This is a genomic window from Flagellimonas sp. L-11, from assembly GCF_056857735.1.
The window spans coordinates 105,445-119,217 of the sequence record NZ_JBSXNR010000039.1 but is presented as its reverse complement, the minus strand read 5'-3'; the positions used below and the strand labels follow the sequence as shown (position 1 = coordinate 119,217).

Sequence of the window (13,773 nt, the reverse complement as noted above, 5' to 3'; positions counted from 1 at the left end):
TTTGCTGTTGGTTGTAATCTTGAAAATTGGTGTTCATACGTCTGGTTATCAGACTATAATTTACGCTAAATACAGGATGAAAACAAGCAAATGCTCCTGTATATTCAATAAAAAAGCTGTCCCGGTTATGAGACAGCTTCTTTTATTTGGCCCTATTTACACTCAATAAAAGCAAACAAAGATTAAGGGCAAGCAATGTAATTAGAATGCTGAAAAAAGTGGTCATGGTTGTAACGTATTTATTACGTAACACCCAAACGTTAAAATACCCTACCTATTGCCCAAAATCTTTTTTAGTTACTTTTTAGAACCGTTTACACTCCACAACAGCAGCAGTGCATTTACGATTAAAAGGAACGAGAGTACTCCAAAAAAAGTGTTCATTTATATTGGATTTAATGGTTGTGGGGAACAGTGTGTTTATAGCTTAGATAGTAAAAAAATAAATGGTTGCGTGAGAATCGGAAAAAATGAATAAAAAAAGCCTGGGCAATGCCCAGGCTTTGTGTCTATAAAAAAGTATGTTATAACTTAATCCGCAACTTGTACATTAACGGCGTTTAATCCTTTTTTACCTTGTTGTAGTTCGAATTCTACAACGTCACCTTCTCTAATTTCATCGATTAAACCAGAAATGTGTACGAAGTGATCTGTGTTTGAACCATCTTCAGTGATAAATCCATAACCTTTAGAATCATTGAAGAATTTTACTGTTCCTTTACTCATAATATAAATTGAAAAAAATTAATTGAGCGACAAAGGTACGTTTAATTTATTGGGAATCAGTTTTTTTCTTAAAAATAAAATAATTATATGGTTGGATCAGGGGTTAAACGCAAGTATGGCTTGATTTCTTCCACACCTTTGGTAAAGATTCCTTTGGCCTCTTCGGTAGGTATAGATGGGCTTACCACAACTTTTTCTCCATTTTTCCAGTTGGCGGGAGTAGCCACTTTATGGTTGGCCGTTAATTGCAAAGAATCCACAACACGCAACAATTCGTAAAAATTACGTCCGGTCGAGGCAGGATATGTTAATGTAAGTTTGATTTTTTTATCGGGACCCACAATAAACACAGATCGTACAGTAAGTGTATCGTCTGCATTGGGGTGAATCATATCGTATAGATCCGAAACCTTTCTTTCCACATCGGCAACTATGGGGAAGTTGACCTTGGTGTTTTGGGTCTCGTTGATGTCCTTGATCCATTCCATGTGCGATGCTGCCCCATCAACACTCAATGCCATCATCTTTACGTTTCTTTTGTCGAACTCATCCTTAAACTTGGCAGCTGTACCCAGTTCGGTGGTGCAAACAGGAGTAAAGTCAGCAGGGTGAGAAAATAGAATCCCCCAACTATCGCCAAGGTATTCATAAAAATTAAGTGTTCCTTCCGAAGTAACTGCAGTAAAATCCGGAGCAGTATCTCCCAATCGTAAAGTTGCCATATATTTTCTGATTTTAAAGTTTGAAAAATTAGTACCCTACAAAATTACTAGATTATTTGTGTATTGCGCATAAAATCAGTTAAAAGTGTATTAAAAATACCTGTTGTACATTTTAGAGTACCTGTTTCAAAAAAACATCAAGGACTAACATCTGAGCATACCAAATATCAATACAATTTTATTGGCTTGAGCCAAAAAAACTTAACTTGGTAGGTGTTCATCAAGAAAATACATTCTTTACGATACAGCAGTAATCATTATCTTCGACCAACGAAGTTGTATTTATGATAAAGGCCACTAATATTCAAAAAAGTTACGGAGACCTCAAAGTTTTAAAAGGGGTCGATTTGGCAATAAAAAAAGGCGAAGTGGTTTCCATTGTTGGTGCCTCGGGTGCAGGAAAAACCACTTTATTACAAATTTTGGGCACCTTGGACACCCCTACCAACAAAGGAGAGAGCACACTTCTTATCAGCGACACCGAAGTAAACCAACTTAACGATAAGAGCTTGGCACAGTTCCGGAACGAGCATATCGGTTTTATTTTTCAGTTTCACCAATTGTTGCCCGAGTTTACAGCCTTAGAAAATGTTTGCATTCCAGCTTTCATTAAAAAAACGCCACGGGCCGAAGCTGAAAAGCGAGCCAAGGAACTGTTGGACTTTTTAGGATTGCAGGATCGTTACGACCACAAACCCAATGCCCTCTCTGGGGGTGAACAACAACGTGTTGCCGTCGCCCGTTCGTTAATGAACAATCCCTCTGTAGTCTTGGCAGATGAACCCAGCGGAAACCTAGATTCCGAAAGTGCGGACAATCTACATCAACTTTTTTTTCAATTGCGTGATGAGTTTGGGCAGACCTTTGTGTTGGTGACCCACAACCTAGAGTTGGCCGACATGGCAGACCGAAAACTCACCATGGTCGATGGTTTGATCGTTTCCAAAGATTGATATGACCAAAACGGAACTCAAAGAATTTTTGGACGCCAAGGTATTGGAGTATAACCACCCAAAGTTTTTGGAAGATGACCCCATACAGATTCCGCACCTATTTACTAGTAAAGAAGATATTGAAATCAGTGCTTTTTTAACGGCCACCATTGCGTGGGGCAATCGCAAAAGCATTATCAACAACGCCTCTAAATTAATGGAGTTGATGGGCAACACACCTTATGATTTTGTAATAAACCATACCGATGATGATCTCGAAGAACTCCGGCCTTTTGTACACCGAACCTTTAATGGGATAGACCTTGTTTACTTTGTAAACAGTTTGAAGTATATTTATAAGAACCACGGTGGTTTGGAAGCGATTTTCACAGAGTATCAGACCAAAGACTCCATGCAGCCTGCCATTTCCAAGTTCAAGGAAGTGTTTTTTGAGTTGCCCCACCAAAGTAGAACCCAAAAACATGTTTCCGACCCTAATAAAGGTTCTGCCGCCAAACGTATCAATATGTTTTTACGTTGGATGGTTCGTGACAATGACACGGGAGTTGATTTTGGGCTTTGGGAAAAAATCGATCCCGGTAAGCTCTCCTGTCCGTTAGATGTACATTCGGGGAATGTGGCCCGAAAACTAAAACTGCTCAAACGCAAACAAAATGATGCCAAGGCATTAAAAGAGCTCGACATTAATCTTCGAAAATTGGATGCCACCGACCCTGTTAAATATGACTTTGCCCTATTTGGCTTAGGTGTTTTTGAGCGGTTTTAGAAACTTCTCAACATTCACTGAATAGGTATTTGGTTAAGTGTCTCCTTTTTCAATTTCGCTAATTTTTAGAAAACTACTTTAATAAAGTCCGCAAAATACACGCTTAAAAATTTTTCAAGGAGTAATCAAATCTTTTGGAATTTTTTCAATCCAAATTACTCCCTAGAAGTTATGTCCTCGGAAACTCCCAACCGTTATGGTATTCATTTTTCAACATGGTATCAGCTTCTGAGTGGTTAAACTTGCCGTTTTTAGCATCCCAGAAAAGTCGATCCCCTGTTTTATAGGCAATATTGCCCAAGTGGCTAACCACGGCTGCATCGTATCCAATTTTTATTGGTGCCTTCAAAATTGATTTATCTCGGGTTTTTACGGCTTCCAAAAAATTCTGTGTGTGCAGCCCTAACCCTTCCCCAACTCCTTGCTGTAACGATACGGCTTCTATTTTAGGCCCTAAATCTTTGCTCCAATGAGGGCGGTCGTGCTCTGGGATCACTTCCCATCCACCACGGTCCAGCACCAAGGTACCATTGTTGCCAATAAAGGCGATACCGTGGTTTCGTCCGTAATTGCCACCATCAATACCAGTGGCGTGTTCCCATAAGAGGGAAAAGTCACCAAAATCGTATACGGTCTGTAAGGTATCGGGTGTTTCTGCGGCATCATTGGGATAAGCAAATTTGCCCCCCATCGCCATTACGGATTTTGGTGTGGAGGCTTTCATGCCGTAAAGAGCATAATCGATCAAGTGAACGCCCCAATCCGTCATTAATCCACCAGCATAGTCCCAGAACCATCTAAAATTAAAATGGAACCTATTTTTATTGAATGTCCTTTTTTCCGCAGGGCCCAACCACATATCGTAATCCACTCCCTCCGGTACGGGACTATTTGGCACTACAGGTATGGATTGCATCCACCCTTGGTAGGCCCAAGTTTTTACCAAGCGAATCTGCCCCAATTTACCGGAATGTACGTAATTGATCGCATCTACAAAATGGGGCTCGCTACGCTGCCACTGGCCTATTTGCACCATTCTATCACTTGCATTTACTTTGGCAAGCATGGCATCGCTCTCTGCTACTGAGTTGGCAATGGGCTTTTCGCAATACACGTCTTTGCCTGCATCAATGGCATCTGTAAGTTGTAGACAATGCCAATGGTCCGGAGTTCCGATAATGGCAATGTGAATATCTTTGTCCTCTAGCAGTTTTCGGTAATCGGAATACCATTTTGGCTTTTTGATACCTCCTTTTTCCAGTTCTGCCGTTTTTTCGCGAAGTACATTTTCATCTACATCACAGAGGGCAACAATTTCCACTTCGCTGTTCTGGAGCATGGAACTTAAATCGGAAAAGCCCATACCCTTACAACCTATAAGACCAACCTGTACTTTATCGTTAGGACTTGTGTTTTTCCGAATTGATGCCAATAACTCGGTAGGAAATACCATTGATGCTCCCAAACCTGCCACATACATTCCACCACGTTTTACAAATTGTCTTCTTGTTCCCATATTCTGTAAAAATTTGGAAAAAGATACAAAAAAACGTCCCTTGAAGTTTAATTTTCAAGGGACGTTTTTGAATTTAATGTATGTACTTTCGTTTACTTCTTTTCGGCGGGAGCGTTCAATTTTTTACTCATTTCCATAGAAATGGCTGAGCGGTCGAACTTTAAACGGCCTGCCATGGTTTCGATGACACAGGAAAAATCATTGTCGTTCAATTCCACGATTTTGCCGTGCAGCCCACTTTTGGTAATGATTTTATCACCTTTTTTTAATTCTGAAGCGAATTTTTTCTCATCCTTCTGACGTTTCATCTGCGGGCGAATCATAAAAAAATACGCCACGGCAAAAATCAATATCAGCGGTAAAAACTGTCCTATATTTTCCATTTAGGTCTTTTAATTATTTAATAGGGCCTGCTGGTGTAGCTCCCGGTGCTTGAACAAATGCCTTGATTCTCAATATTTCTGAACCTTTAGCTGTATTTGCGTTTACGGTAATTGTTTTGGTGACCTGGTTTTGACCAGATCCGTTGAACTTAACCAACAACTCTCCTGTTTCTCCTGGTGCAATAGGGTCTTTTGGAGGGTTTGGCACGGTACAACCACAGCTACTTTTAGCATTTGTAATGATCAAAGGGGCGTTGCCGGTATTGGTAAATGCAAAAGTTGTTTCTTGTGGAGTTCCCCGTTGGATCGTACCGAAATCGTGTTCAGTTTTCTCAAAGGTCATTACGGGAACATTTTTTGCTGCTTCATCCCTGTCCACAGCACTCTCAACGTTGTCAGCAACTATTTTTTTTGATGCTTTGTCCTTGCATGATACGCCCATTATGGCGGCTACCATGATCAAACTTAAAATTGTTGTTATTCTTTTCATGATTAAAATTTGTTTTTCCAAAATTAAGGAATAATTGTTTATTGTAAGCCTCTACCTATTTTTTGAAGCCTACCATCTGATTTATACTCTTTTACCAACTTGTCCAAAACACCATTAATAAAAATGCTGCTCTTTGGTGTGGAGTATTCTTTGGCAATCTCCAAATACTCGTTCAAGGTTACTTTTTCTGGTATGGAATGGAAGTTGAGCAGCTCACAAATGGCCATTTTTAAAATAATGGAATCTATCTCTGCGATACGGTCGTTGTCCCAATTGGGTGTTTTACCTTCGATTTCCTTTTCCCATTTGGCATCGTTGAGCAATGTCTTGGTTAACAGTTCGTTGGCAAAATCCATGTCCTGTTGGTCTTTTAGTAAAGCTGGTAAAAAGAAACGGTCCCCGGAATCCGGTTTGGCCTTTTTTAAACGCTTTACCAAAAATGTGTTCACAATGGGGAAGTCATCCACCCAAGTTAACTTATCATCCTCAAAGTAATCGTAAATTTTTTCGTTGGGCGCTATAATTTCCTTGAACAGTTGAATAACAATATTGCGGTCGTCCGCATAGCTGTCTTCGCCATTGGACATATACTCCTTATAAATATCGCTGGTAATAATTTCTTTATGAATGATTTTTACATATTCATCATTCATGTACCAATTGTCCAATTTTCGCTTGGAAATCTCGTTTTTCAAGACCTCGTTGTTCACCAATTGCAGCAACAAACGATTTTTTATAAACTTTTCGGGGTTTGGGTAGTTGTCTTCTTCGGTGGCCACATATTTTTTGGAAGCGTGGCTCACATGTTTTTCCGCCAAACGATGGAGTTCGGCCAAAAGGCTTAAAATCAAAAGGTATAGAACGTACATGTTTTCTATACTAACTCTCAAAAACTTTTCTTGTTTTTGCAAGGATTCATCCTTGGATTGCACCAATGCATAGATGCACTGCATTACTTTTACTCTGATGTGCCTTCGGGTAAGCATGTTTAAAGAACTTTTAAAGTCATTGTTTGGCTTTCACTCCGCAAAAGTAATCTTATATTTGAATCTTACCTACCAAAGTTACTTTCTTATCAGTTTTATAACGTTTACTTTGTTTGGTATGGTATATATTTGCGGGATTGTCGCTGTACATTTACCCTAAAAATCACTTTTTTACCTTTTTATGAAGGAACTGAAACACCTAAATAAATATTTTAAAAAATATTGGCTCAAACTTTTTTTGGGGATTCTCATTACCATAATTGCCCGTGTTTTTTCCTTGGTAATGCCTTCGTATGTGAACAAATCCATACAGGCAGTCGAAGATTTTGCATCGGATGTGATCAGCCTTTCGGATGCCAAGGGATTATTGCTACAGTACATTCTCATTATCGTTGGAGCTGCTATTCTTTCAGGACTTTTTACTTTTTTGATGCGCCAGACCATCATCAACGTGTCGCGCTATATTGAATACGACCTAAAAAACGAGGTTTTTGACCATTATCAGTTACTTAGTCTCAATTTTTACAAAAAAAACAGGATTGGGGATTTAATGAACCGAATCAGTGAAGACATCAACCAAGTTCGTATGTATGGCGGCCCTGCCATTATGTACGGTATTCAAACCTTAACGCTTTTTGTGTGCTTGGTCCCCCTAATGTTTATAAAGGCCCCTACCCTGGCAGCCTATACCTTGCTTCCGTTACCTATTTTATCTGTTTTGATTTACCAGATCAGTAAAATTATCCACAAAAGAAGCACCAAGGTCCAAGAATATTTGTCCACCCTGTCCACTTTTACGCAAGAATCCTTTTCGGGGATTTCAGTAATAAAGGCATACAGCATTGAGCCCCGAATAAATACAGAGCTTCGTGGATTGGCGCAAGAGGGAAAAGATACCAGTATGGCCCTAGCCAAAGTGAACGCTTGGTTCTTTCCTTTAATGATTTTATTGATAGGTATCAGCAATGTGTTTGTGATATACATAGGTGGACGCCAATATATAAATGGGGAAATTGAGACCATTGGGATCATTGCCGAGTTTATTCTTTACGTAAATATGCTTACATGGCCCGTTGCCGTTGTGGGGTGGCTTACATCCATAGTACAAAGGGCAGAGGCTTCGCAAAAAAGAATAAACGAATTTTTAAAGGAAGAGCCTTCCATTAAAAACCAAGTAAAAAAACCGACCCCGATTATTGGTGGAATTGAGTTCAGAAATGTGACCTTTACCTACGAAGACACCAATATAACTTCCCTCAAAAATGTTTCATTTACTGTTGAAGCCGGTCAAACTGTGGCTATTTTAGGAAAAACAGGTGCAGGGAAATCAACGATATTGGATTTGGTGGCCCGCTTGTACGACACCTCTTCTGGAGAAGTATTGATTGATGGCATTCCTGTTCAACAACTAAACCTTGATAGCCTACGCAGCTCCATTGGCGCCGTACCCCAAGATGCTTTCTTGTTCTCGGATACCATTGAGAACAATATTCGTTTTGGAAATGAAAATGCTACGCACAACGATATTGTGGAAGTAGCCAAAAAAGCTGTGGTACACAAAAATATCCAAGGCTTTGCCAAAAAATACAATACGGTTCTGGGCGAAAGGGGCATCACATTGAGCGGTGGCCAAAAACAACGGGTTTCCATTGCCCGTGCCCTTTTAAAAGACCCCAAAATCTATCTTTTTGATGATTGCCTATCCGCTGTGGATACTGAGACCGAGGAAGAGATTCTCAATAATTTAAAAAGAGTATCGGAAAGTAAAACCACGCTTATTGTAAGTCACAGGGTATCATCTGCCAAGAATGCCGATAAAATCATAGTGTTGGACAACGGCAGCATCATTCAAGAGGGTACCCACGAGGAATTGAACAATACCGAAGGGTATTACAAAGACCTCTACATCAACCAACTCTCGGGTAAAGATTCATAAAAAAGTTGCTGAATTAGCTTTTTTTTTACATTTTTGATGACATAATTCAACATAGTACTAAATACACTATACCATATGGGCCAGAAAGATACAATGGATCAGGAAGAGATTTATTCGAAAGTCTTAAGAGCAGGAAGAAGAACCTATTTTTTTGACGTAAGAAGTACCAAGGCCGGAGATTACTACCTTACCATCACCGAAAGTAAAAAGTTTACCCACGACGATGGTTCTTTCCACTACAAAAAGCACAAGATTTATCTGTACAAAGAAGATTTTAGTGCTTTCCGTGAGATTATGGAAGAGATGATGGATTACATTATTGACGAAAAAGGTACCGAGGTTATCTCCGAACGCCATCAAAAAGATTTTAAAAAGGAAGAAAACAGTTTTAGTGAAAACGGGGCTGCATCGGGCAACTTTACCGATGTAAGTTTCGACGATATCTAAAAACATCTCCTTTAAAAAAAATTAAACGACCTGTATTTTTTGCAGGTCGTTTTTTTATTTTTACCATATACGACCTTGTGCAATTCTAAAATTTAAGAACAATGGCTAGGACTCCCAGTAACATGCTCCCTTTGGGCACCAAGGCTCCCAACTTTGAACTGTTGGACACCGTTTCCGATAAAAAACGCTCTTTGGACGAGCTGAAAGGAGAAAAAGGGACCTTGGTAATGTTTATTTGTAACCACTGCCCTTTTGTGGTTCATGTAAACCCGATGATCGTAAAGTTGGCTCAAGAATATCAGGAAAAAGGAATTGCCTTTGTGGCCATTTCCAGCAACGATGTGGAAAACTATCCACAAGATGCCCCGCATTTAATGACCGAGAAAGCCAAAAAGGAAGGCTATACGTTCCCCTATTTATATGACGAAGCACAAGAAACAGCAAAGGCATACGATGCGGCCTGTACTCCCGATTTCTATCTCTTTGATGCGAATTTGTCCTTGGTCTACCGCGGCCAATTGGACGACTCCAGACCGGGAAACGGAATTCCACTTACAGGAACGGACCTTAAAAATGCAATGGATGCCGTCCTGAATGGTAAAGCTGTAAATTCCGAGCAAAAGCCAAGTCTGGGCTGCAATATTAAATGGATCAACACCTAGCACTATAATAAAGAATGACTCTTACTGTTCAAAAAAACATGGTAAGCTTGGAACCCGTTATCCAAGATAACTTAAATGAATATTTGGCTGTTGGCGTAAAATCGTACTGCGAACATTACCTACATCTTTGGGAAAACGAAGATCCAACCCCCTATATTTCGTATGGACTGACCAAAGAAGTTGTTGAGCGTGACCTTCAGGACCCCAATGCGTTCAACTATCTAATTCAACAAAACAATAAAAACGTTGGTATCCTTAAATTGGTAAAAAACTGTGGCATCGATGAAATTGCAGATACAGATGCGCTTAAAGCAGAGAAAATTTATTTACTGAAAGAGCACTCAGGTAAAGGAATAGGCAAACAAGTGCTTCAATTTATTGAAGATACGGCGAGAGATTTGAACAAGAAAATCGTTTGGTTGGATGCCATGCAAAAAGGAAACCCGATTCATTTCTATCAAAAAAACGGATTTACCATCAAACGGGAGAGCGAGGTGGTTTTGCCCCGCGTTAAACCTACCGAGAAGGCCATGTGGATCTTAACCAAAAACCTTTAGGTTACCACCCTTCGCGCTTTACCAAGTTTTCAATATGGGCAAAATGATGATTGCTGTGCCAAGCGTAGCGAGCTATGTTTTCTTCCAAAGTGGTCTCTTGGTTTCCATCGGGGTGTATAAAGCTTCTTTTTAAATCTCCTTCGGAAAGCCCTTTCAGCAAATAAACCAACTTGGCGTGTATGGCACTCAAATGGTAAAGCGACATTAATATGGGCGCGGTACGGGTATCGAACAATTCGGCCCAAGCCTTTTCATCGTAGGCTTTAATTATAGGAGTATCTTCCGTAAGTGCCCATTTAAAGCGAATATAACTATTGTGATGGCTATCGGAAATATGATGGACCACTTGGCGAACAGTCCACCCCCCTGGTCGATAAGGGGTTTCGAGCTGTTCCTCGGACAATGGAGTAACCAAATCGCTCAAACGTTGGGGCAACTGTTCCAAAACAGAAATCCATTCCTCCAAATTATTTTTTGTGATGATATCAGGAACCTCAAATTTTCCAATAGGGTAACGTAGTTGTTCCAAAGTTTCTTTTTTATTCATTTTGATTGAAGTTAGCGAATTACATTGTTTTTTTCAGAGAAACGGTTTAGACTTTTTCGGATTGAAAGATAGCGCTAAGGATATTTGTCTCACGGAACCTAAATATTATGGCCCAAGTACAAAGTCAATATAGAAAGTAGCTATCAAAAAATTAATCGGGCAAATACCAATTAAAAATACCTCCTATTCTTCAATCGACCCAACTCATCCCCCAAACCCAAAACCAGGTTCAAAATCCAAGGAAATGGTTTCTCCCCCATTCGCAATGGATTTGTAAATGGCTTCCACGATTATCATATCGCGTTTGCCCATTTCACCAGGCGCTTTGTTGGGCTCGTCGAACAATACATGCCGTGCAAAATCGTCCATTTGCAATTTCTGCTGGCTCTCGTGCGGAAATTTAATGACATCGCCATTAGAGGTCACTCCGCTCAACGGACCATAATTGTTGGCCGGTTGTAGCCGAAACCAGCCCGAAGTCCCGGAAACATACATCGCATTCGCATTAAAATTGTGCGAAGTGGAAATGTTGCCCACTGCCCCACTCGGGAATTTAAATTGTGCCGTAATGGTCTCATCGGTTTCCTTAAAATATTCTGGTCGGGTGCTAAATTCCTGTGCAGCAACCGAAATAGGGTTCTCACCCGTACCATAAATAGCACTTTGCACGGCATACACGCCCATATTCATTAAAGCGCCCCCTCCCGAAAGTTTTTTGTCCAAACGCCATTGTTCTGGATTGCCCGTGGAGCGGTAGGCGGCATCTGCGGAAACAAACAAGACATCGCCAAAGGTTTTTTCCCTGACAAATTCCTTTACCTGCTGCGTATAGGGCTCGGAATGTAAGCGATAACCCATGCCCAGTTTTACGCCAGCTTCTTTACATACATTTATGATGGCATCACACTCTGCCACGCTAATGCCCATAGGTTTTTCACAGATAACATGCTTGCCTGCTTTAGCGGCACGAATACTAAATTCGGCATGCATACTGTTGGGAAGCACCACATATACCACATCAATTTCGGGGTTGTTGGCAATATCATCAAAATTTTGATAGTTGTAAATGTTCTTTTCAGGAATACCGTATTTATTCGCCCAAACCTTTTCCTTTTCGGGAGTTCCGGTAACAATTCCTGCCAAATAGCAATGTTGGGTATCCTGCAAAGCAGGCGCTAATTGATAGGTGCTGTAACTACCAAGTCCAACTAAGGCAATGCCCAGCTTCTTTTTATCCTGATTGGCTCCCATGGCACAGGCAAACGGCACCGATGATAACAAGGCGGCACCTCCTATGCCTTTTGCGGTCAGGGTATTAAAATTTCTTCGGGTGAGACTCTTCATGGAATATAGATTTAGTTAACGCTATTAAATTTACACATAATAGAACAATCGAATGCACCTTCATGCATTTTCAGAGCTTTTGTCTGTATAAGAATCTTCAAATTCCCTATTTTTATGAACTCGACTAATTCAACCCGTAAAAATGAAAAAACTCGTATTGTTAGGCATGGCGTTTTGCACATCATTTGCCTTTGCCCAAAGTAGAAAATTACCCGTTGACACCACAGTAACCACACAACATTCCGTAACCATCAACGGTTCCAACATTGACTATACCGCAACAACAGGAACCCAACCCGTTTGGGATGAATTGGGAGAACCGATTGCATCCTTGCATTACACTTACTACACTAAAAACGGTGTGAAGGATAGGTCTTCGCGACCCTTGTTGATTTCCTTTAACGGCGGACCGGGCTCCGGTTCCGTTTGGATGCACTTGGCCTACACAGGTCCGCGTATTCTTAAAATTGATGATGAAGGGTATCCCGTGCAACCCTATGGCGTTAAGGAAAACCCGTATTCTGTTTTGGACGTAACCGATATTGTTTACGTAAACCCTGTGAACACGGGCTATTCACGTACCATTCCCGAAACAGGAAAAGAAGTGGACCGTAAAAAATTCTTCGGAATCAATGCAGATACCAAATATTTGGCCGAATGGCTGAACACTTTTGTATCTAGAAACAACCGTTGGAACTCCCCTAAATATATTGTGGGTGAAAGTTACGGAGGTACCCGTGTTATGGGCCTTTCCTTGGCACTTCAAAACCAACAATGGATGTACTTGAACGGCGTAATTATGGTTTCCCCTGCCGATTACAAGGTATTCCGCGACAACGACCCTGTTTCCAGTGCATTGAACCTTCCTTATTTTGCTGCCGCAGCATGGCACCACAAAGCCCTGCCATCCGATTTGCAAAGCAAAGACCTGTTGGAAGTGTTGCCAGAGGTGGAAGAATTCACAATTAATGAATTATTGCCGGCTATCGCCAAAGGTGGTTTTATTCCTGAATCTGAGCGTAAAGCCATTGCCGATAAAATGGCGCTTTATTCCGGATTGGATGCAAAAGACATTATTGACCACAATTTGGATGTGCCTACGCAATTCTTTTGGAAAGCTTTGTTGCGAGATAAAAGCGGATACACGATCGGGCGTTTGGATAGCCGTTATTTGGGAATCGACAAAACATTGGCAGGAACCCGACCCGATTATTCACCCGAGTTGACCTCTTGGCTGCACAGTTTTACCCCTGCCATTAATTATTACTTGCAAGAAGAGCTTGATTTTAAAACTGACATTAAGTACAATATGTTTGGCCCTGTACATCCTTGGGACAATGATGATGATAACGTAAGGGACAATCTACGTCAAGCGATGGCACAAAATCCATACTTGAACGTTTTGGTTCAATCGGGTTATTATGATGGCGCCTGCACCTATTTTGCGGCCAAGTACACCATGTCGCAAGTAGACCCTAGCGGTAGAATGAAAGACCGATTTGAGTTTAAAGGATACCGTTCCGGTCACATGATGTATTTGAGAAAAGAAGATTTAAAATCGGCCAACGACGATATTAGAGCGTTCATTTTAAGAACCCAAGCCAAAGGAAAGAGCGCGAAATATTAATAGATTCAACAAATGATAATCCCATTATGTATTATGGATGAAATTCGTCAGTTCGAGTGATTTTTTGGTGGTTGAGCGAAGTCGAAACCAAAGAAAAATCGTATCGAGAAC

At 40.7% G+C, this 13,773-nt stretch carries 15 protein-coding genes; 7 read left to right on the top strand and 8 right to left on the bottom strand.

All coding sequences use genetic code 11. The features are described 5' to 3' along the window. Positions 1-531: 531 nt before the first annotated feature. Positions 532-726 (bottom strand): cold-shock protein, encoded by a 195-nt coding sequence (locus tag AC13CC_RS06155; protein WP_014034358.1) that lies wholly within the window; start codon positions 724-726, stop codon positions 532-534. An 83-nt stretch (positions 727-809) separates the two neighbouring features. Further along, on the bottom strand, positions 810-1,448 hold the full coding sequence (locus AC13CC_RS06150; protein ID WP_326277307.1) for a peroxiredoxin: 639 nt from the start codon (positions 1,446-1,448) through the stop codon (positions 810-812). Positions 1,449-1,732: 284 nt separating this feature from the next. Here AC13CC_RS06150 and AC13CC_RS06145 point away from each other — a divergent pair, with 284 nt between their 5' ends. Together AC13CC_RS06145 and AC13CC_RS06140 are read left to right on the top strand one after the other, a co-directional pair. Further along, positions 1,733-2,401 carry an ABC transporter ATP-binding protein gene (locus tag AC13CC_RS06145; RefSeq protein WP_326277308.1) on the top strand — a complete coding sequence of 223 codons (669 nt, stop codon included), beginning with the start codon at positions 1,733-1,735 and terminating at the stop codon, positions 2,399-2,401. 1 nt (position 2,402) lies between these two features. After that, positions 2,403-3,167: a TIGR02757 family protein gene (locus tag AC13CC_RS06140; RefSeq protein ID WP_326277309.1), complete on the top strand. Its 765-nt coding sequence runs from the start codon at positions 2,403-2,405 to the stop codon at positions 3,165-3,167. Between the two features lie 169 nt (positions 3,168-3,336). Here the strand turns inward: AC13CC_RS06140 and AC13CC_RS06135 are convergent, their stop codons facing one another. The 4 genes from AC13CC_RS06135 to nusB form a co-directional block, all read right to left on the bottom strand. Then, positions 3,337-4,683, bottom strand: coding sequence for a Gfo/Idh/MocA family protein (locus AC13CC_RS06135; protein ID WP_326277310.1), 1,347 nt, complete (start codon positions 4,681-4,683; stop codon positions 3,337-3,339). A gap of 92 nt (positions 4,684-4,775) precedes the next feature. Next, entirely contained in the window at positions 4,776-5,066 is a 291-nt protein-coding gene (gene yajC, locus AC13CC_RS06130; protein WP_326277311.1) for a preprotein translocase subunit YajC, read from the bottom strand. Between the two features lie 13 nt (positions 5,067-5,079). Continuing rightward, positions 5,080-5,556 carry a DUF1573 domain-containing protein gene (locus AC13CC_RS06125; protein ID WP_326277312.1) on the bottom strand — a complete coding sequence of 159 codons (477 nt, stop codon included), beginning with the start codon at positions 5,554-5,556 and terminating at the stop codon, positions 5,080-5,082. Between the two features lie 38 nt (positions 5,557-5,594). Beyond that, positions 5,595-6,542: a transcription antitermination factor NusB gene (nusB, locus tag AC13CC_RS06120; protein WP_326277313.1), complete on the bottom strand. Its 948-nt coding sequence runs from the start codon at positions 6,540-6,542 to the stop codon at positions 5,595-5,597. Between the two features lie 181 nt (positions 6,543-6,723). Here nusB and AC13CC_RS06115 point away from each other — a divergent pair, with 181 nt between their 5' ends. The 4 genes from AC13CC_RS06115 to AC13CC_RS06100 all read left to right on the top strand — a co-directional run bounded on the left by AC13CC_RS06115 (position 6,724) and on the right by AC13CC_RS06100 (position 10,144). Continuing rightward, positions 6,724-8,478 (top strand): ABC transporter ATP-binding protein, encoded by a 1,755-nt coding sequence (locus tag AC13CC_RS06115; RefSeq protein WP_482876497.1) that lies wholly within the window; start codon positions 6,724-6,726, stop codon positions 8,476-8,478. A gap of 75 nt (positions 8,479-8,553) precedes the next feature. Next, positions 8,554-8,925 (top strand): PUR family DNA/RNA-binding protein, encoded by a 372-nt coding sequence (locus AC13CC_RS06110; RefSeq protein ID WP_163624780.1) that lies wholly within the window; start codon positions 8,554-8,556, stop codon positions 8,923-8,925. Between the two features lie 101 nt (positions 8,926-9,026). Then, positions 9,027-9,587 carry a thioredoxin family protein gene (locus AC13CC_RS06105; protein ID WP_326277315.1) on the top strand — a complete coding sequence of 187 codons (561 nt, stop codon included), beginning with the start codon at positions 9,027-9,029 and terminating at the stop codon, positions 9,585-9,587. Positions 9,588-9,625: 38 nt separating this feature from the next. Beyond that, positions 9,626-10,144 carry a GNAT family N-acetyltransferase gene (locus AC13CC_RS06100; RefSeq protein WP_326277316.1) on the top strand — a complete coding sequence of 173 codons (519 nt, stop codon included), beginning with the start codon at positions 9,626-9,628 and terminating at the stop codon, positions 10,142-10,144. 1 nt (position 10,145) lies between these two features. On the opposite strand, the gene AC13CC_RS06095 is transcribed toward AC13CC_RS06100, so the two are convergent. Then, positions 10,146-10,691: a YfiT family bacillithiol transferase gene (locus AC13CC_RS06095; protein WP_326277317.1), complete on the bottom strand. Its 546-nt coding sequence runs from the start codon at positions 10,689-10,691 to the stop codon at positions 10,146-10,148. Positions 10,692-10,895: 204 nt separating this feature from the next. Then, entirely contained in the window at positions 10,896-12,035 is a 1,140-nt protein-coding gene (locus AC13CC_RS06090; RefSeq protein ID WP_326277318.1) for a Gfo/Idh/MocA family protein, read from the bottom strand. 142 nt (positions 12,036-12,177) lie between these two features. On the opposite strand from AC13CC_RS06090, the gene AC13CC_RS06085 reads away from it, so the two are divergent. Beyond that, the gene (locus AC13CC_RS06085; protein ID WP_326277319.1) at positions 12,178-13,662 is read left to right on the top strand and encodes a S10 family peptidase; all 1,485 of its coding nucleotides are present in this window, start codon (positions 12,178-12,180) and stop codon (positions 13,660-13,662) included. Positions 13,663-13,773 lie beyond the last annotated feature (111 nt).